Annotated in this window: 18 protein-coding genes; 13 read left to right on the top strand and 5 right to left on the bottom strand. The window is 45.9% G+C overall.

The annotated features are described in order from the left end of the window. Positions 1-83: 83 nt before the first annotated feature. The 3 genes from astD to OM978_RS11200 form a co-directional block, all read right to left on the bottom strand. Positions 84-1,580, bottom strand: coding sequence for a succinylglutamate-semialdehyde dehydrogenase (gene astD / locus OM978_RS11210; RefSeq protein ID WP_264342246.1), 1,497 nt, complete (start codon positions 1,578-1,580; stop codon positions 84-86). Further along, positions 1,577-2,608 carry an arginine N-succinyltransferase gene (gene astA, locus OM978_RS11205; protein WP_264342244.1) on the bottom strand — a complete coding sequence of 344 codons (1,032 nt, stop codon included), beginning with the start codon at positions 2,606-2,608 and terminating at the stop codon, positions 1,577-1,579. Before astA ends, astD begins: the two co-directional genes overlap by 4 nt. Before the next feature lie 84 nt (positions 2,609-2,692). Then, positions 2,693-3,898: an aspartate aminotransferase family protein gene (locus tag OM978_RS11200; protein ID WP_264342242.1), complete on the bottom strand. Its 1,206-nt coding sequence runs from the start codon at positions 3,896-3,898 to the stop codon at positions 2,693-2,695. Positions 3,899-4,074: 176 nt separating this feature from the next. On the opposite strand from OM978_RS11200, the gene OM978_RS11195 reads away from it, so the two are divergent. The 3 genes from OM978_RS11195 (at position 4,075) to OM978_RS11185 (ending at position 7,075) form a co-directional block, all read left to right on the top strand. Beyond that, entirely contained in the window at positions 4,075-4,503 is a 429-nt protein-coding gene (locus OM978_RS11195; RefSeq protein WP_233081740.1) for an Lrp/AsnC family transcriptional regulator, read from the top strand. Between the two features lie 145 nt (positions 4,504-4,648). Further along, positions 4,649-6,337: an NAD-dependent malic enzyme gene (locus tag OM978_RS11190; protein ID WP_264342239.1), complete on the top strand. Its 1,689-nt coding sequence runs from the start codon at positions 4,649-4,651 to the stop codon at positions 6,335-6,337. A gap of 159 nt (positions 6,338-6,496) precedes the next feature. Beyond that, on the top strand, positions 6,497-7,075 hold the full coding sequence (locus OM978_RS11185) for a hypothetical protein (protein ID WP_264342238.1): 579 nt from the start codon (positions 6,497-6,499) through the stop codon (positions 7,073-7,075). A gap of 241 nt (positions 7,076-7,316) precedes the next feature. Here the strand turns inward: OM978_RS11185 and OM978_RS11180 are convergent, their stop codons facing one another. Beyond that, positions 7,317-7,670 carry a hypothetical protein gene (locus OM978_RS11180; RefSeq protein WP_264342237.1) on the bottom strand — a complete coding sequence of 118 codons (354 nt, stop codon included), beginning with the start codon at positions 7,668-7,670 and terminating at the stop codon, positions 7,317-7,319. A 668-nt stretch (positions 7,671-8,338) separates the two neighbouring features. On the opposite strand from OM978_RS11180, the gene OM978_RS11175 reads away from it, so the two are divergent. The 10 genes from OM978_RS11175 (at position 8,339) to OM978_RS11130 (ending at position 17,083) form a co-directional block, all read left to right on the top strand. Then, on the top strand, positions 8,339-9,229 hold the full coding sequence (locus OM978_RS11175; RefSeq protein ID WP_264342236.1) for a DNA cytosine methyltransferase: 891 nt from the start codon (positions 8,339-8,341) through the stop codon (positions 9,227-9,229). A 151-nt stretch (positions 9,230-9,380) separates the two neighbouring features. Further along, a complete protein-coding gene (locus OM978_RS11170) occupies positions 9,381-9,671 on the top strand; it encodes a hypothetical protein (RefSeq protein WP_264342235.1) in 291 nt (96 codons plus the stop codon). Next, entirely contained in the window at positions 9,668-10,837 is a 1,170-nt protein-coding gene (locus tag OM978_RS11165; protein ID WP_264342233.1) for a phage/plasmid replication protein, read from the top strand. Before OM978_RS11170 ends, OM978_RS11165 begins: the two co-directional genes overlap by 4 nt. 9 nt (positions 10,838-10,846) lie before the next feature. Then, the gene (locus tag OM978_RS11160) at positions 10,847-11,212 is read left to right on the top strand and encodes a hypothetical protein (RefSeq protein WP_264342232.1); all 366 of its coding nucleotides are present in this window, start codon (positions 10,847-10,849) and stop codon (positions 11,210-11,212) included. A gap of 210 nt (positions 11,213-11,422) precedes the next feature. After that, positions 11,423-11,638, top strand: coding sequence for a hypothetical protein (locus OM978_RS11155; protein ID WP_264342231.1), 216 nt, complete (start codon positions 11,423-11,425; stop codon positions 11,636-11,638). A 78-nt stretch (positions 11,639-11,716) separates the two neighbouring features. Then, complete coding sequence (locus tag OM978_RS11150; protein ID WP_264342228.1) at positions 11,717-13,585, top strand: virulence factor TspB C-terminal domain-related protein; 1,869 nt, start codon at positions 11,717-11,719, stop codon at positions 13,583-13,585. Continuing rightward, positions 13,585-13,929, top strand: a complete 345-nt coding sequence (locus OM978_RS11145; protein ID WP_264342226.1) for a DUF2523 domain-containing protein — start codon at positions 13,585-13,587, stop codon at positions 13,927-13,929. The genes OM978_RS11150 and OM978_RS11145 overlap by 1 nt, the downstream gene beginning before the upstream one ends. Before the next feature lie 3 nt (positions 13,930-13,932). Continuing rightward, positions 13,933-15,300, top strand: coding sequence for a zonular occludens toxin domain-containing protein (locus tag OM978_RS11140; protein ID WP_264342224.1), 1,368 nt, complete (start codon positions 13,933-13,935; stop codon positions 15,298-15,300). A 577-nt stretch (positions 15,301-15,877) separates the two neighbouring features. After that, on the top strand, positions 15,878-16,321 hold the full coding sequence (locus OM978_RS11135) for a hypothetical protein (protein WP_264342223.1): 444 nt from the start codon (positions 15,878-15,880) through the stop codon (positions 16,319-16,321). Beyond that, the gene (locus OM978_RS11130; RefSeq protein ID WP_264342222.1) at positions 16,322-17,083 is read left to right on the top strand and encodes a DUF2971 domain-containing protein; all 762 of its coding nucleotides are present in this window, start codon (positions 16,322-16,324) and stop codon (positions 17,081-17,083) included. 150 nt (positions 17,084-17,233) lie between these two features. Here the strand turns inward: OM978_RS11130 and OM978_RS11125 are convergent, their stop codons facing one another. Next, positions 17,234-18,946: a potassium/proton antiporter gene (locus OM978_RS11125; protein ID WP_264346939.1), complete on the bottom strand. Its 1,713-nt coding sequence runs from the start codon at positions 18,944-18,946 to the stop codon at positions 17,234-17,236. Positions 18,947-18,962: the final 16 nt, after the last annotated feature.

Raw genomic sequence — 18,962 nt, 5'->3', positions numbered from 1 at the left:
ACGAGTCCTGCTCTGTTGATTATGGTGTTAACGCCGGTAAGTGTAGCCACTCTGCCGGCTTATTATGTTGATCTGGTTCAGCTTTACAGCACTAATCCAGGACTTAATGTTGCTGGCAACACCACCTGATCTGCTTCTACTGAAGAGACAGGGTAAGCGCAATAATCGGCAGCGTAATAAGCACTGGCTCTGTGGTTGCCACTGGCGCCAATACCACCAAAAGGTGCGGCGCTGGACGCTCCGGTAATAGGTTTGTTCCAGTTGACGATACCTGCGCGGATTTGCTGGAAAAACAGCTGATAATCTTCAGCAGAATCGGCCAGTAAACCTGCAGATAAGCCGTATTTACTGTTATTTGCTTCAGCGATAGCCAGCTCAAAATCATCGTAACGATAGACTTTTAACAGTGGACCAAAGTGTTCTTCGTCCGGAATGCCGTTTACACCTGTCACATCCAGAATACCAGGCGTGGCATAAGCACCATGCGCTTCAGGTAAAGTGAGTTCGACTAAAATTTTTGCGCCCATATCCACCAGCTGCTGCTGGGCTTTGGCCATACCTTCGGCTGCTTTGGCAGAAATCATAGCGCCGTAAAAAGGTTGTTCTGTGGCAAAAGGGTCGGCCACACGAATGTTTTTAGTGGCAGCCAGCAGCTCTGCCAAAATGGCATCCCCATTGGCCGTATTTGGCACAAATAAGCGACGTGCGCAGGTGCAGCGCTGGCCAGAGCTGATAAAAGCCGACTGAATAATGTCATGCACAGCGGCTTTTACATTGGCCACATCTTTGACGATCAGCGGGTTATTACCACCCATTTCCAGCGCCAGAATCTTACCTGGCTGACCAGCAAACTGCTGATGCAGGTAATGTCCAGTTCCAGAGCTGCCAGTGAAAAATAAGCCATCTAACTGAGGATGTGCAGCTAAGGCTTTACCTGTCGCTACTTCACCTTGTAGTAAGGTCAGTACACCTGCTGGTAAACCTGCCTGTTGCCATAACTGAACTGTGTATTCAGCCACTTTAGGTGTCAGCTCAGAAGGCTTAAATACCACCACATTACCCGCAATCAGAGCAGGAACTATATGACCGTTTGGCAAATGGCCCGGGAAGTTATAAGGGCCAAAGACTGCAACTACACCATGAGGTTTATGGCGGATAAAGGCCTTAGCACCTGGCATAGGGTTTTCTACTGTGCCGGTACGTTCTTCATGCGCGCGTTTGGATATAGCAATTTTGCCTATCATGGCAGCCACTTCAGTACGGCTTTCCCATAAAGCTTTGCCGGTTTCTTCGGCAATGGTACGAGCCATGGTTTCAGTGTTTTCTTGCAGTAAAGCCGCAAATTTTTCAATGACAACCAGGCGCTCTGTAAGAGATAACGCCGACCAGCGATAAAAGGCCTGACGTGCGGCCAGTAAGGCCTGATGCACTTGAGCTTCATCAGCACTGTTGCCTTGCCAAATCGTTTTACCTGTTGCAGGGTTTACAGACTGAAAAGCTAAACCAAAACCGGCTTGCCATTGACCTTCGATAAACTGCACTGCAGCTTTTGCAGGTGCTTTTGTATTCACTTCGTTCATTTCACTGCCTTTTCTAAGGAGAGGTAACGCACAAAATCGCCATTGGCAACCATCAGAGCTTCAGCTAATTCAGGGCTGATCACCAGTTCGTGATTGTCATTCAGTGCAGCATTTTTGCTAAACACAGCTCGGAAATTGGCGGTCTGGGTATTACAAATAGAGAGGGTGGCGTTGCCTTCAACAGGCGCCACCAGCACTTTAATCTTATGGCTGTTGCGCACTGATTTAATTTGTTTTAACTGGCACTCAACCGTTGGGCCACCGTCAAATAAGTCGATATAACCACGGTGGAAAAAACCTTCGTTTTCTAACAGCGCCAAAGCAGGTTTGGTGTTTTCGTGCACTTCACCTATGACTTGCTGCGCAGATTCCGGCAACAAGTTGACATAAATAGGGTGGCGTGGCATCAGATCAGCAATAAAACCTTTGTTGCCGACACCAATCATATAATCGGCCGTAGGGAAGTCGATGCTAAAGAAATACGACTGCAGCCATTTCCAAAACGGTGGTAAACCCGAATCATCAGCCACGCCGCGCATTTCTGCGATCACCATTTTTGAGAAACGCTTAGGATGCTCGGCCATAAATAAAAACCGGACTTTGGATAAAAAGCGGCCGTTTAAGCCCTGACGATAAGGCTCGCGTAAAAACAGCGTACAAATCTCAGAGACGCCTGTGTAGTCGTTACACATGGTCAGCACTTCAACTTGTTTAAATACATCCAGCTCTTTGGAGTGGTGCACTACCGTGCTTTTATGGAAATGATACAGAGGGTTTTCCAGGCCAACTGAGGCTTCAATACCTGAAGTGCCGACGATTTCACCTGTGCTGGTATCTTCCAATACGAACAGATAGCCCTGATCGCCCATGGCCTCAACGGCAGTTGCGAAACTTTGCTCAGAACGGGCAATTTTCGCCTGCAATTTTTGCTCATTGACCGGCAAAGAGGTAAAACCAGCACCTGATTCAATAGCAATTTGCATCAGGACTGGGTAATCCGATTGTCGGATAGGACGGATCAACAACATAAATTCTGTATTCCTGCTTAATTCTTGTTTTTATAATCGTTTTTGACAAAAGTCAGGGAGCTCAATCAGCTCCCTGAACAAGGCTTAAGCCTGTACCATCTTAGCGACGGCTTTTTCAAAACGTTTTAAACCTTCGGCAATATCCGCTTCCGGAATAACCAGTGAAGGTGTCATACGAATGACGCTGTAACCTGCTACTAACATCATTAAGCCTTCATCAGCTGCTGCCAACATAAAATCACGGGCTTTGCCCTGATACTTGTCATTCAGTGCCGCACCTATTAACAAGCCTTGGCCACGAATTTCACTGAACACATCGTATTTAGCATTAATAGCCTTTAAACCTTCACGGAATAACTGTTCACGCTGTTTCACGCCATTTAATACTTCAGGCGTATTTACTGTATCAAAAGCGGCAATACCTACAGCACAAGCCAGCGGGTTACCACCATAAGTGGAACCGTGAGTACCCACCACCAAATGTTTAGCGATAGCAGTGGTTGTCAGCATAGCACCTATAGGAAAACCGCCACCTAAAGCTTTAGCTGTAGTCAGAATGTCAGGCACTACGCCTAAGCCCATATAGGCATATAACTCACCGGTACGGCCAACACCAGATTGCACTTCATCAAATATCATCAGCGCATTGTGCTTTTTACATAAAGCAGCCACACCCTGGATAAATTCAGCAGTTGGGGTGATGATACCGCCTTCACCTTGCAGTGGTTCTAACATCACAGCACAAGTGTTGTCGGAAATCAGAGCTTCTAAACTTGCCAGATTGTTGTATTCGGCATGCACTATATCGGCAGGTTTAGGGCCAAAACCGTCTGAATAGGCAGGTTGGCCACCTACAGTTACGGTGAAGAAAGTACGGCCGTGGAAACCTTGTTTAAAGGCGATAATTTGGGTTTTGTGTTCACCCACTTCATTTTTAGCCCAACGACGAGCCAGCTTTAAGGCTGCTTCGTTAGCTTCAGCGCCCGAGTTAGCAAAATAGACTTTTTCAGCAAAGGTGGCGTTGACCAGCTTTTGCGCCAGAATAAGGGCTGGCTCGTTAGTCATCACGTTAGATAAATGCCATAACTTATCGGCCTGATCTTTTAGTGCGCTGACTAAAGCAGGGTGGCAATGACCTAAACAGTTCACGGCGATGCCGCCTGCGAAGTCAATAAACTCGCGACCTGTCTGATCCCAGACTCTTGAACCCAGACCTTTTACCGGGATCACTGCAGATGGTGCGTAGTTAGGAACCATCACTTCGTCGAATAAAGATCTACTGACTTGCATTGTTGTTCTGCCTCTGTGCTTTTTATTAAATTTGTGTGTTTTCGAATACCTCACAGCGAATTTGCGAGGTATTTATGGAATTTCATTTATTATATTGGCCAGACTTACCAATATGCAGTAGCATTATTAACAATATTACAGTTAATTCTGTCATTTTGATAAGGTGATTAAGCAAAGTGATAAGTTCTGATGACGAAAAACTACTGGGCATGTTACGCCGTAATGCCAGAGCCAGTATTTCAGACCTGGCCAGAGCCTTAAATGTATCGCGTAGCACGGTACAAAACCGTCTGCACAGACTTGAGCAAAGTGGCGTGGTGAAAGGTTATGTACTGGAATATGGCAGTGCATTTTTAAGCCAGTTGGTTTCAGCCCATGTTGCTATTAAAGTACGACAAAAGCTAACGACGAAAACCAACGTAGAGCTCAAGCAAATCAGCCAGATTTCTGAGTTATACGCCATCAGCGGCGAGTATGACTTAATTGCCGTAGTGCAGGCACAAAGCACTGAACAATTGAGTCATATTCTTGATGAAATTGGCAATCTTGATGGAGTAGAGCGCACGAATTCTTCGGTCATTCTGGAGACAAAATTCAAGAGATAAAGCACAAAATGGCGCTTTTCAGGTCTGACCAGCATGAAATGAGCGCCATTTACCTTCAGTTTAACCCTTGTGAGGTTGCCGCCTTATTCAGACCTGTTATGATCGGCAGCAATTTGAGCCAGCAGGCTTGTTTTGAGAGATCCCCATGAGTACGAAACAACCTCTTTATACCTCCTACGCAGGTCCAGCTTTATTAGAAACTCCGTTGTTAAATAAAGGCAGCGCCTTCACCAAAGAAGAACGTATCGCTTTTAACCTGATTGGTTTATTGCCTCCGCGCTATGAAACTATTGAACAGCAACTGGCACGTGCATATATGCAGTACTCCAGCTTTGCTGAACCAATCAACAAACATATTTATCTGCGTGCTATTCACGATAAAAACGAAACTTTGTTTTATCGTCTGGTCAAAGAGCATTTGGAAGAAATGATCCCGGTGATTTATACGCCAACAGTAGGGGACGCCTGTGAGCGTTTCTCGGCTATTTACCGCAGCGCCCGTGGTATTTTTGTCTCCTACAGCGAACGTGAGCATATGGATGACATACTGCGCAGCGTCACCAAAAAGAAAGTAAAAGTCATAGTAGTCACAGACGGCGAACGTGTACTGGGTTTAGGTGACCAGGGCGTGGGCGGTATGGGCATTTCTATCGGTAAGTTGTCTTTATATACAGCCTGCGGTGGTATCAGCCCGGCTTATACCTTACCTGTGATGCTGGATGTGGGTACCAACAACGAGAAACTGCTGAATGACCCTGTGTATATGGGTTCTAAACATAAGCGTATTACCGGCGAAGAGTACGATGCTTTTATTGATCAGTTTATGAAAGCCGTAAAACGCCGTTGGCCTGAGGCTTTAGTGCAGTTTGAAGACTTTGCTCAGCCAAATGCGATGCCAATTTTAAAACGTTACCGTGATGAGCATTGCTGCTTTAACGATGATATTCAGGGCACAGCTGCTGTCACTGTAGGCTCATTGTTGGCCGCTTGTCGCAGTAAAGGCATGAAGTTATCTTCACAAAAAGTAGTCTTTGTCGGCGCAGGCTCAGCTGGTTGTGGTATTGCAGAACAAATCATCAGCCAAATGAAAACCGAAGGACTGGATGATGCGACTGCGCGGAAACAAGTCTATATGGTTGACCGTTTTGGTCTGTTAACCGAAGGCATGGCGGATTTACGTGATTTCCAGGAAGCTCTGATGCAGAAAAAATCAGACTTAGCAGACTGGGCTTACAGTGGTGAATACGCTTCTTTATTGGATGTGATGAATTGCGCTAAACCAGATATCTTAATTGGTGTTTCTGGCCAGCCAGGCTTGTTCACTGAACAAGTGATCACCGCGATGAAAAAACACTGTGAACTGCCAATTATTTTCCCGTTGAGCAACCCGTCGAAACAAGTGGAAGCAACGCCTGAACAAGTGATTAAGTGGACAGATGGTAAAGTGATTATCGCCACCGGCAGTCCGTTTAAGCCTGTGATTCACAAGGGTCAGACTTACCATATCGCGCAGTGTAATAACTCGTATATTTTCCCAGGCATTGGTTTAGGTGTGGTTGCAGTGAAAGCCAGCCGTATCAGCGATGATATGTTACGGATCGCCAGCGAAACTTTAGCTGCAGCGTCGCCATTAGCCAACACAGGGCAGGGATCTATACTGCCGGCTTTGTCTGAACTGTCTGAGCTAAGTAAAAAAATCGCCTTTGAAGTGGCTAAAGTTGCTCAAAAGCAAGGCTTGGCTTTGGAAATTAGTGACGAAGAATTACTGCAAAAAATTGAACGCAATTTCTGGAAACCAGAATACCGCGAATATAAGCGCGTAAGTGGTCATTAAAATCTGCCATTAAGTTTTCTATGATTACAGTATAAAGAAGCTAAATAAAAAGTTGGTTTAATCAATACCTTAGCGATTAAACCAACTTTTTTTGTTTTTCCCTCCAACTATTTCTTCACCAGCTCCGACTTACTAATAACTGAACCATAGGAGCCTGTTATGAAATTCCAAAAATCTTTGACCTTCACTTTGTTATCCGTCGCTATTGCAATCACTGCTGGCTGTACAGCTCAGGCTGAAACCGCATCGGCAAGCGTTACCGCAGCACCGCAGCAAATTGCTTTTATTAAAAACTGTAAAGTTATACAGCAGCGCGCTATGACCACAGATGAATTTGCTGCTTACCAACGCTTAGAAGCTGTCGAGCAACAAATGGAAGAGCTACATTTGCCTTTAAAAGCTTTTGAAGCAGAAATGGAGCAACACAGTGAACGTATGGCTGAGCTTTCAGATCTTGTGCATCAGGAAGATGAACACAGTATTCGTATCGATAAAGTCAAAATGGCTGAGCAGCAAAAATTAGCCGATGAAATTCAGGAAATAACAGAACGCCACAGACCACATTTCGCAGCTTTAGAGCAAAAAGGTGATGAAATCAGCGACATAGCCGATGATTTTACCGACTTGCTGGAAAAGTCAGCGCCAGCCGGTGGTTTTGATCATATCCAGGTGATATCGGATTCAGGCAAAACAACTGAATGTTATGACGATGGTATAAAGCTGATTTCACGCAATTAATCTTCATCTTGATATGAAAACCATATACGTTGATGTGTATGGTTTTCCTGTTTAGCTTAGGCACGTGTTCTAATCAACGAGTTTAACGCTGCAAATAGAGGTTTATATTGGAAGTAATAGCATATAAGCAGCAGAACAACAGCCATGCGAATATCAGATATCTGATTGATAAATATGGAGATACCCCCTTTACCTTCAATATACTAAGTGTCACATAATGATTATTATGTTAAATTGAATATTAGACTGATGCGGCAGCATCATGGTTCTGAGGAGCCATCATCAGCCCTAGTGTCAGGCTGACCACTGCCACTGCCGTGGCTATCCTCTTTAGGAACTGTGTTAACGCTTCCTGTACTGCTGGGTTTTTACTGCGCTCTATGTCTAGTTTGACAAGCACTTCACCAATATCTAAACCGCATTGTTCTGCAATAAACAAACCTTGTTCAGGTGTCAGGTGTCTGTTACCTGATTTGATGTTACTCAAATTCCCTTCGTTCATTCCTTCAATCAGATCCACGACATCACGATTTTTTGTAATTCCTTTTTTCGCTTTGAACGTCTCTATAAGCGAGTAGCTGTAGTTTTCTGCCATGTGCCTAGCCTCTTGAATTTTAACTGATTCTAACACCTCAAAACTTGTCTTGCTTGACAAGGTGAATTTCTAGGATCAGAATAATTGTCAGTAACGACAAGTTGACTTTTTTCACCAAGGCGGGAACCTATGATTAAGAAAATCTATGCAAAGCTTGGAACAGGAATGACACTCCAGTCACTCCGTTGGTTGTGCACTCCCAGAACTTACCTTTTAGAGTCTCAGCAGCAACACACTGACTCGGTTCCCGCTGTTTCATCTGTTGCTGAGGCTCGCCCAGAATTAAACGTTTATTGCCCAGCCTGTGATTATCACAGTGCAACAGCTGTTATGTGCGACCCTGATGACCCTTTTTACAACGTCAATTGCTCTCAGTGCGGCTTAGATGCTGACCGCGAGAAAGTTTTCTTGTCTCCATCAGGCTTACAGCCTCACCAAGCTCAATAAGCTGGAGGCATGGACGCTATGATAACCACACTAATCAACGGCCAACTGACCATACTGGACAGAAACCCTAACGACTATCCGAAAGACTTCTGCCTTAACTGCTTGTGCATTTTCGACGATAACGGCCAGTGTATTTGCACCAAGTACACCAAAAACGAGGCTGGTTTTTACGTTAGAAACACTCCAGTAGAACAAAGTGTGACTAACCAGGGAGCTAAACTGTGACTTTCCTGGATAGCTTACCTGTGACCCAGCTGGCGCCAAAACCTGTACCAGCTAGCCGTTTAATCCTGTCTTTGTTTCCTGGCATTGACCTCTTTTCAAAACCATTTGAAGCCCTTGGCTTTTCTGTTGTTCGCGGCCCTGACTTACTGTTAGGTCAGGACATACGTCATTTTCACGTACCTGCTGGCGTTTTTGCCGGAATCATTGGAGGCTCACCTTGTCAGGAATTTTCAGGCTTACGCCGTGAAGCACCGACAGGCTATGGCCGTGAAATGCTGTATCACTACACCCGCATTGTTCAAGAAGCGCAGCCTCAGTGGTTTCTGCTTGAAAACGTGGCCAGAGTTCCAAACCTATTAATTGACCGCTACAGCTGGCAGCGTTTTGAATTGAATCAGGCATGGTTCTCTGATGTAAGTCGCTTACGTCATTTTCAGTTTGGTCACGCCGATGGCATTACGCTGTTAAATCCGCCCTATCAGGTTGGCCGCTCTGCTGAAACTGGCTGTGCAACTGCATCTGATGACCGCAGCTTTGACCAACTCAAATACTGCCAAGGCTTACCTGCTGATTTTGACTTACCTAGTTTCAACGTCGACGGCAAAAAACGCGCTGTCGGTAACGGTGTTCCTCTGGTTTTAGGCTCTGTTCTTGCCAACCTGATTAATCAGTCTGTGTACGGTGTGACTCTGCCGGCTGATTTATCCGTGACAGACCAGGTGAATTTTCCTGTGACTGTCCCAGGACACAAAACTGTGACTAACCGGTCGCAACAAACTGTGACTCTCCGGAACTGTTCTTGTGGTTGTGGCCGTGTCGTTACCGGAAAAGCTCAGTACCACAATACAGCCTGCCGCAAACGTTCATCCAGAAGGAATGCGGCATGAAAAGCTATAACCAGCTGAAAGAGGCTCTATTGTCTCTATGCCAACTTTTTTTGTCTCTCTCAGTTGCTCTGACCGTTTTTATAGTTGTCGCTGTCGGTCTTATCGTAATCGGTGACTTTACCTGTCTGGCCCTTGGTTATTCGGAGGGCTTATGCCGGATTTCCTGATTTTAGCCGTCCGGCCACAACTGCCACCTATTAAAGTTTGCCGTCGCCAAAACCAACTGGCGGCCAAATCCATCGCTAAAGAACTCTATGTCCAGAGCGACTTAACAGTCGTCTTTCAGGTTGTAGAGCCAAAACAATACTGGTGCCGCACTTGCGGTAAATCAGACAACTTTGAAACCCCGACCACCTGCCACGACCCGCTGACACTCACAGGCAAGCCTGCTGATTGGTACTGCGGGGCTGTTCATGGTTGCTGGAACTGGAGCGCTGAATGACTTGGTTTGTAGACAAATTGAATATCCAGCAGATTCATACGGATAAAATGCCTATGTTCGGTGACAAAGCCCGCTTTGTTGTCGACTTAATCACAGGCGAAACCTCTGACAATCCGCAGGTATTCCAGCAACGCATTAAAGCTAGTCATTCAACGAGCCTGGGCATTAGCTGCGACGGTTACAAAGTTCGTGTTGAAGGAAACCCAAGCCGTTTCGCCCGAGTAGAAAACCTGATTGGCTTCACCAGTATCGAAGAATGTGTGGCTATTTATAACCGCGTTCTGCTGTCTTTAGGTCTGCCTCCATTCACTAAAGGCGATTTCACCATCGGCCAGTGTGATGCGAAAGGCAATGTTAGAAAGCACTATTCAGGCGCTCAAATTACCCTGATAGACATCACCAAAAATCACAGTGTTGGCAAGGGCAATGAACTCGCCTTTTTGCGTGGTGTAGCCACCCTCGCCTTACCAAACGGCAAAAAACCGCATCTTTACCCCAACGGCTGCACAGTCGATTGGTCCACCAAAAAAATCGGTGGCAGCAGCTGGGACTACTCAAAGCTTTACGTTAAATCGCAAGACCTGCTCGACAAGAAAAACCGGAACCTGACTGGCGCTGACGATGACACCATCGACTACTACCAGTCAGTCATTGATTTCTGCATAGAAAACGGCGTGATTCGGGAAGAACACAGTTTTAAATCAGACAAGCTCAAACGTTACGACCTTGGTTACTACGGCTATGTATCACTGGAACATTTAGCTTCACACCATACGTTAACGACCCTTTCAGAACTGATGAAAACATTAGGAGTAGCTACCGTGGAATTTCACAGTATTGCTAAACAACTCATTGATAAAGGTATCGTCAAATCACCCCAAGCGGCCTACGCCACTCAGGCGTGGTGCCAGCAATGGCTGAACGGCGAACCATTTGTGCATTTGGACAGGAACAAAAAGCTGTCCTCGTCTTACTACACGCACAAAGCCCGACTTCTAGCCCTTGGCATTGATATTTCTGTCCCGTACTGCCCAAGCCGTGCGGCCTTGCCAACCTATAAGAACCAACGCGAAATCACGCTGATGGATATGTCCGCACCGCACTGGTATCGCGCCCCGAACTCACGTTTTCCACTGCAACTAATCAACGGCGGCAAAGCCGCTTAAGGAACTTTTATGGAACTTTCACAAGAAACAATTCAGATGACCAAAACCTTCATCAATGTCAGCTACGGCTGGATGGATGATGGCGGTACATGGGCCAGCGTTACAGTTGCTGATACCCAGCCTCAGTACAAACGCAACCCAAGCGGTAACAACTTCGTTGGCACGCACGTTATTAAAATTAACTGTGTGAATCCTGACGGTACACCAAACACAGAGCTGGCCCGTCAAATTGCTGATACGGGTAAAGCCATTTTTGGCGAACCAATCACGCTGAATTGCTTAATGGAAACCGCTAAATCAGGCATGTCGTTCAAGTGCATCGGTGTGTCGTACCCAACCCTGAGTGAACAGAAAACTCAGAAGGTTGCTAGCTAATTATGGCGCACTGGATCCAAGCCTGTCCCGTCCAACCCGTGAACGGTTCGTGTCCAGAGCCACTGATTTGGGTGGAGTCAGTCCCACGTTTGTTTCTAACGTGGGTTGAGTTTGCCCATTTACTGCCGTACGTCGTGACGGCGTTTTTTGCAGCGTGGGCCATCCGGCAATCGCTGCGCATGATTTTTAACAGACGATAGGAATATCACTATGAATAAATTAAGTACCAAATTAGCCGTTTTTTTAGCTCTGGGTCTGGCAACAGCTTTACCTGCCTCTGCTGATGTAGATGCCGCTTTAACAGCTGCTGCTGCCACCTTCCAAACTGACTTTTTAGCGTCTTCGGCCGCTATCGGTGCAGTGATGATAGGTGCAGCCTTTGGCGCAATTATCTGGCAATGGCTGAAAGCCGCTGTATTCAGTTAATTATGACGGCTGACGATGTGTTCATCATTGTCAGCCTTATTTGTCTCTACATCATTTTTGACACATAAGGCAGGAAGTATGTCCAAAGCCCTGATAGCGTTTACAGCCCTGTTAGGGCTTTTTTCTTTCCACTCAAAAGCTGCTCCTGACGATGGTTCTACCTGTCGTCAAAAGGCTGAAGCTGCTGAAACTGCTGAAGTTAGATTTATAGGCGCTTCAACGTGCTCAAGTGTTGGAACTAGCTTTACGGGTAATGATACCTGTGAGGTAAAAGCCACCCCTTATGCTACTTGTACTCAAGACCAGTTTGGTGTTTGGGTTGGTAAACCTTATTACTATACAGGTTGTTTGGCTGGCGGCGGTTCCTGCGGCGGAACCACAGACCCAGAGGACCCGGAAGACCCAGAGGACCCCGAAGATCCAGAAGACCCTGACCCCACTAATCCTATCTATGGCCAGCTCAACACAATTGATCCAATTCATGTAGCTTCTTTTTGTAATAACATCCCTAATACCGACCCTAACTACACTACATGTCAACAGGTCGGTGCTGCTGTTGCTAATGGTTTTTACTTTACAAGTGACCGACTCGCAAAACTGAGTCAGAACGACAACGTAATAAATACGAATATCCTTACTCTCGTGCAGCGTATGTCGTCTTTTATCGCCGACGTTGGTTCTGCTGAAACGGCATCTCGAGCCGCAAAAGCTGCCGCTGTAGAAGCTAGTTCAAAATCCACGCAAACCTTCACCGCTGTAGAACAACTCAAAACACAGCGTACAGAAGACAGGCAAGCATTAGACGTCGGCCTTACAGTTCTGAACGAAAGACTTGATACCAATGACTTAGCCCAGCAAAAAATTCAGGAAACACAGGCCGAAGCCAAAGAGTCTTTAGAGTCGATAGCGCAGGATGCTGACAACGCGGCTCATAATTCAGCTCTTGCTTTCGATTACGCGTCACAGGCCGCTTACAGCGCCCTACAAGCAGAAATTGCAGCAGAGGACCTCTCAGGTATCACTGCAATGACTTATCAGGCTGCAAACTCTGCGATGGAAAACACCAACGGCATTTACCAAATGGTGTATGAGATGTATGAATCCGGTTCTGGCGGTGGTGGCGGCAATATGGACCAGACCAATGACCTTTTAACTGCTATAAAATCAGACCTAACATTCAATACAGACAGAATACTCACTGAATTAAATGGCCCTGCAGGTTTACCTGTTCTTCATGAAGACTTACTTGATATAAACGCCAATCTTGGCTATCTCTCTGCTTTGTACGACGAATTACTAAAGGTTAATACGGGTGTTGATTCACTATCCGCCCAATTAGGCAACCAATTAGGTGACATCAAAACAGCTATAGAGGACGGTTCCGGCACTGGCGGCGACAACTCTGATATCACTGATCGCTTAGACACCACCAACTACGAACTTTCTGAACTCAAACAAATCCTTGATTCCCGCTTACAAGGCACGAACAACAATCTTGTCGGCATCGGTAATTCACTTCAAAGTCTCAATGAGGCTACAGCAGCACAAGGTCAGCAGCTTAGCCAAATCTCAGGCACTTTAGATGGTATCGGAGAATCACTGGATGGCTTAAAAGCTGGCTTTGAAGGCCCAGCCATGACAGAGGACGACTTTCGTCCAGAGGAAGGCGTATTGAGTGCCCTTGGTATCACAGGCGAAGAAACTATTGCCGATTTAACCGATGACCCTGTCACCTTGCAGGACTATCGCAATCAGTACCCTGAATTTCTCGTGGCCACGTGCCCTGAAAACATCCCTGTTCAGTTCAGCCTACTGGGTAAATCCTACAGCTTTAACCTGTTTTATAAGCCTGTCTGCGACTTCATGGAAATAGCCGGCACTATTCTTAATTTCGCGGTTTGGTTTGGTGTCCCGTTTATTGTTTTTGGCTCTAGGAGGGTTTCATAATGCTCGCACTTCTCCCGTGGCTGGCCACAGCCGCAACAGCCATTTTTGGCTCGTACAGACGTTTTTTACTGGTTCTTGTTGGCCTCTTAGTTGGCCCGATGATTATAAAGACACTGGCTGCATTAGGCGCAGGCTGGGCAGTCTATGAGCTTGGCGACTATGCCCTTAGTTCCATCTATCAGGAAATCCAATCTTCATCGCTGGCGCTTCCCTCGCTGGTCGTAGCGTCTCTGGCCTTACTTCGCCTTGATGAAGCCCTGCAGATCATCTTTGCTGCATTTTCAGCGCGTCTGGTTCTCAGTGGTTTCCAAGACGGCATATTAAAAGTGTTCTTCTGGAGGTAAGCCATGCTTCATGTTGTCACGGGTTTACCAGGCGCATCTAAATCGCTTAACACCCTAAAATTCATCATCGAAAACAAAGATTTTGCCAACCGTCCTATCTATTACAACAACGTCAAGCTGGTCATGCTTGATTTAGAGGTGTGTAATAGCTTCTCTGGCTGGTTTTACGGCGTTTATTACCCCAGCATTGAAAAAGACCTTGCCACACTCCAGAAAGTCCGCAAAGTCCTCCTGCGTATCCACAAGGAAGGTGATATGGCAACGCCTGAGACCTTCCCGCACCTTATCCATTTGTTTGATGCGTGGTTATGCGGAACTGGTCCAGTTGATTTATTCGTCTATTGGGTCAAGCGCTTGTATTCTCCACAGCGCGCCCAGCCCTTGCTGGACTATCTGGACATCACAGAAACGCCACAGGTTGACCATATCAAGCGCTTTAACCTGCACTTTACCCACTTTCCCCAAGCGGCCATGTGGTACGAGCTGCCCCGCAACTCTGTTATTTTCGTGGACGAATGCCAACAGACCTTTCCGCCCCGACCTGTAGGGGCCAGAGTGCCGCCGCACTGCTCAGAGTTTGAAACGCACCGGCACAAAGGCTATGACGTTTTTTTAGTGACTCAGGACGCTAAATTATTAGATAACCACGTTCGCCGCCTTGCTGGTGTCCATATACACTTTTTCAGGCCGTTTGGTGGCTCCATCATCAAGCGCATTTGGTCGGATAAGGTCATTGATCCAGATGACTACTTTGAAAAGAAAGCCGCACAAATCAGCACGGCCCCACGTGATAAAAAATACTATGGCCTGTACTGGTCGGCCGATGTGCATACCCACAAATTCAGAATTCCGGCAAAGCTGTTGCTGATTGTTCCTGTCTTTTCCGGCGTTGCGTTTGGCATCTACTTTGTGACCACTGGCGCTTTTGTGTCGTCTGCACAGCAGGCCGACACTGCCGAGGTTCAGCAGGTTGCTGCGCAATCTGCCGCCCCTCCGGCCCCCTCTACAAGCCAACAGGTACAGACAGCACCTGAATTGAAGGTTTTACCTTTTGCCAGCCTGCTTTCTGCTGATACGCCGCTTTCTGGCCTGTGTATAGAGCTAACCTATGGTGGCTTTCAGGTCACCAGCAACCAGACAGCGCAAACCAGCCACTATTTTAACTGCGTCACTAAGGCGGCTCAGGAGGAGCAAATGGAAAGCGCTGAGAAGGACGAAAAGGACAAAGGCAGCAAGACCGCTGAAAGCGGTCTGGTACTGACTTTGGACTCGGACTACTTCGAAGCAATGGGCTTTACGTTTGCGTACTACAAGAGCACGCCAGTGCTCAGCTACAACAACGTGGCTTATATGTTTCCGCGGTTTAACTAACTGTGACTGACCAGGCAGTCACATCTGTGACCTGCCGGCATCTAAAATCTGTGACTCGTCCAGGCAGCAAATCTGTGACACAACAACAGGGGTATGGGGGCGTTAGCGCCCCATGCTAAGCCAACCCATCTAAACGTTCTGCCAGAGCCGTTCCGCGCTAGCCTGATTACCAGCCACAAACGAACCCGCCCGCGCCCTGAAAACCGCTTTTAAAGAGTTTTGGAAAAAAAGAGATAATTGTAAAAATCCAGACACGCACAGACAGCCACAGGCGGCTGTGTGGGGCTGGATTTCAAGTTGGGTCCTATTACATCCCAACTCTCTCCGGACTATCCGGAGTAAACCCCACTTTCGGCCCCTCACCACAATTTACCCTTAAAGGGTAAATCACTAACTCGACCTATTTGGACTATCAAGCGTGCAAAATTAACTATTTACTGCACGTAAATACCTGATATTATTAGATATAACTTACTTGGTAAATTTATATGTCATTGATTTATAACGATTTATTCAGGTTAATATTTTATTTTCCTATTTACTGCACGCCCTTCATGGATTTTAGGGAGTATCAGTAATGGAACTAAGAAAGTTTGAGCCACTCACGGCTTTTCAGGAACTCTACCACCAAGCCTTCGGCTATAACTATGACAAACATGAACGGGCATCAAAATTCTTTGGTGTCTGTGAAAGAACTTGCCGCCGCTGGTATGACGGTGAACCCCATGCAACAGCACACCGCTATTTACAGGTTCACTGCAAAGGCTATCTACCCTATCACCCTGCTTGGCGTAATATGTATATTGATTCTGAAGGCTGGTTAAATACGCCGCATGGTCGTTGCAGTTCTGGTGACGTTGCCTTACTCTGGCGTTTTAAATGGTCCGCTGCTCAGTCTCAAAGAAAGGTTTCGGAGTTGAAAACTCAAATTGAAAGTATGCGTTCAGAACCTAAAATGAAGATGCTTTTGCATACAGTTGATTATTTAAATCGATTAACTAAAGAGTTAACAGGCAATTAAATGATACTTTACAAATACTACTCGTTTGAGTCAGGTATAAAAGCTCTTGAATCTAAACTGTTAGGTTTTAGAGTTCCATTATATTTTAATGATCCTTTTGAGCTCTCGTGGTTTGATTCAATACATCCAGAGTATCATTACGACAGAGACTTACAGCTCAATATTCAATCATTAAAAAGTCAGGTAGTTATATTATCCCTTTCGCGTTCATTCTCTAATCCGTTGATGTGGGCACACTATGGTTCCTCACATGAAGGAATAGTTATTGGCTATGATGTTAGTCAATCTTATTTAAGTTCGCGTGAAAGAAACATTATTTCTGTCTCCAGTGGAGATGTAATATACAGGAATAGTAAACCAGAGCTTAAGAACTTTGATCTTAAGGTTTCTTCCTTGGAAACTTTAATTGAACGTTCTTTGGGTAGTAACTATGCTAATACCGTCGCAAAACAGGTTCTTTTTAAAGATTTTTTCCTAACTAAACATATATCTTGGGCTTACGAGGAAGAAGTGCGCGTTGTTAAACCACTTTACCCTATGCTAAGTGCGGCTCCTGAGCTTTATGGAGCTTTTAAAGAGTGCAATAAAATTAATGGTCTTCATTATCTAAATGAAGAAGCAAATATTAAGGAAGTTTATTTCGGTGCTAGATGCGATCTAGAAGACGCGATGTTTGGATATTCACATAGATACCCTAACATCGAATTCTTTAGAATGTATATTGATAGTCAATCTTGGAAATTAACAGCAGAAGCTATTTAATTATTATGCGGGCCTTTGTTGCCCGCTTTTTATTCAATTATGTTTAGTTTACCAACTTAACCTGCTCCCGTAATCCAGACCTTCAAACAGCATCAAAAGCCTTATACCTGATTTAATCCATTTATCCGGCATAAGGCTTATTTCTGTAGATTAGGCCGACTTAATACCCACTTGCAGTATTTGGTCGTGGTCGTCTATTTGACGCACTGTTAGCACTAACTGGTCTAGCTGCACCTGGTCGCCAACCACTACACGTCTGTGGAATTTCTCTGTGATGTATTCGGACAGGCTTTGGGTTGGGTCCTGGTCTTCAGCAAATTTAATGCTGTAGAAAGCATCCAGCTCGTTTAAGGTGATTTCGCCGTTTAATACGAAGTCACCGAAGAAGTCCAGTTTATCCAACGAGGTTTGCTCAGCGCTGGTGGACACTTTGTCACTGACTGCTTTTACATCTTTGGCTTTGCTTAATACCAGCAGCATATCGTTCAGTTGAAAGCTTGGGCTTTGTTCGGCTTTGATCCATTCGCCTTTACGCAGCACACCTAAGTAGCTGACATCCGGCGACATATTCAGTTGCTGCCAGTCGCTGTCTACAATAGGTGAACCTTTGCCAACTTTAAAGGACAACACCTGCAGCAAATCATTACTGGCAACACTGTCGAGCGTCATGGAGTGATCCGGGCCTGGCTCTGGTGGTACTTCAAGTTTTAGCCAGCGTGCTACCGGCGCTATAGACCAGCCTTGAATGAGCAAGGACACAATCACAACGAAAAACGCGACGTTAAAGTACAAGTCTTTATTCGGCACGCCAGCTAACCATGGGAATAACGCCAGAATAATAGGCACTGCGCCTCGTAGCCCTACCCAGCTGATAAATACCTGATCTTTCTTTGGAAAATGAAAAGGCACCAGGCTTAAAAACACAGCTATAGGCCGGGCTATAAAGATCATCACCAACGCCAATATCAGCGCAGGAATTGCATATTCCATCAGTTTACTTGGCGTAACCAGTAAACCAAGCATCAAAAACATAATGATTTGACTGAGCCAGGCTAAACCATCGTGCATACGTAAAATCTGCTGAATTTGGGGTAAACGGGCGTTGCCTATTAAAAAGCCCATCAAATACACGGCCAGAAAGCCGCTGCCACCAAATTGGTTAGTTAAGCCATAAATCAGCAGTGCATATGAGACGGCCAACAAAGGAAAAAATGCTGCGCTTAATGGTAGTTTACGGCAGAGCAAAACAAAGAAGCGCCCTGCTCCATAACCTACTGCTGCGCCCACTACAGCCTGCTGAAAGAATACGGTCGACAAAGACCAGTTCAATTCACTTTGGCCCGCTAAAACGCCAACCAATGTAAAGGTCAACATCACGGCCATAGGGTCGTTACTACCCGACTCTATTTCCAATGTGGATGCCACCCGCTCTTTAATGTTTAAGCCGGCTGACTGGAAGATAGAAAATACAGCTGCGGCGTCAGTTGAGCTCAATATAGCGCCCAACAATAAGCCTTCAAGCAAGGTCAAATTAAACAGATAAGAGGCTGCGACACCTAAAATGCCGCACGTCAGTACTACACCTAAAGTGGCCAATACCGCTGCTGGCGCTAAGACTACCCTAACCCTGTCCGGATGAGTACGCATACCACCATCAAACAGGATGATCACAAGAGCTATAGAGCCAATCAGCAGAGCGACATCAGGATTGCCGAACTTGATGCCCAGCAAACCGTCTTCACCGGCCAGCATGCCAATGACAAGGAAAATTAATAATAAAGGCGCACCTAAGCGCGCTGAGATCAGAGTAGCAACGATACTGGAGAAAAACAGAGCCCCTGCAACCAGGATTGTTAAATTCACTGCATCCAAATAAAAG

Source organism: Rheinheimera sp. MM224, from assembly GCF_947090785.1.
GTDB lineage: Bacteria > Pseudomonadota > Gammaproteobacteria > Enterobacterales > Alteromonadaceae > Pararheinheimera.
The sequence above is the reverse complement of the archived record's forward strand: the minus strand, read 5'-3'. Positions and strand labels throughout refer to the sequence as shown.

Bases quoted from the DNA above. Each gene is read 5' to 3' on its own strand.
- astD (WP_264342246.1), bottom strand. From the start codon at position 1,580: ATGAACGAAGTGAATACAAAAGCACCTGCAAAAGCTGCAGTGCAGTTT.
- astA (WP_264342244.1), bottom strand. From the start codon at position 2,608: ATGTTGTTGATCCGTCCTATCCGACAATCGGATTACCCAGTCCTGATG.
- OM978_RS11200 (WP_264342242.1), bottom strand. From the start codon at position 3,898: ATGCAAGTCAGTAGATCTTTATTCGACGAAGTGATGGTTCCTAACTAC.
- OM978_RS11190 (WP_264342239.1), top strand. From the start codon at position 4,649: ATGAGTACGAAACAACCTCTTTATACCTCCTACGCAGGTCCAGCTTTA.
- OM978_RS11185 (WP_264342238.1), top strand. From the start codon at position 6,497: ATGAAATTCCAAAAATCTTTGACCTTCACTTTGTTATCCGTCGCTATT.
- OM978_RS11180 (WP_264342237.1), bottom strand. From the start codon at position 7,670: ATGGCAGAAAACTACAGCTACTCGCTTATAGAGACGTTCAAAGCGAAA.
- OM978_RS11170 (WP_264342235.1), top strand. From the start codon at position 9,381: ATGCCGGATTTCCTGATTTTAGCCGTCCGGCCACAACTGCCACCTATT.
- OM978_RS11165 (WP_264342233.1), top strand. From the start codon at position 9,668: ATGACTTGGTTTGTAGACAAATTGAATATCCAGCAGATTCATACGGAT.
- OM978_RS11160 (WP_264342232.1), top strand. From the start codon at position 10,847: ATGGAACTTTCACAAGAAACAATTCAGATGACCAAAACCTTCATCAAT.
- OM978_RS11155 (WP_264342231.1), top strand. From the start codon at position 11,423: ATGAATAAATTAAGTACCAAATTAGCCGTTTTTTTAGCTCTGGGTCTG.
- OM978_RS11150 (WP_264342228.1), top strand. From the start codon at position 11,717: ATGTCCAAAGCCCTGATAGCGTTTACAGCCCTGTTAGGGCTTTTTTCT.
- OM978_RS11145 (WP_264342226.1), top strand. From the start codon at position 13,585: ATGCTCGCACTTCTCCCGTGGCTGGCCACAGCCGCAACAGCCATTTTT.
- OM978_RS11140 (WP_264342224.1), top strand. From the start codon at position 13,933: ATGCTTCATGTTGTCACGGGTTTACCAGGCGCATCTAAATCGCTTAAC.
- OM978_RS11135 (WP_264342223.1), top strand. From the start codon at position 15,878: ATGGAACTAAGAAAGTTTGAGCCACTCACGGCTTTTCAGGAACTCTAC.
- OM978_RS11130 (WP_264342222.1), top strand. From the start codon at position 16,322: ATGATACTTTACAAATACTACTCGTTTGAGTCAGGTATAAAAGCTCTT.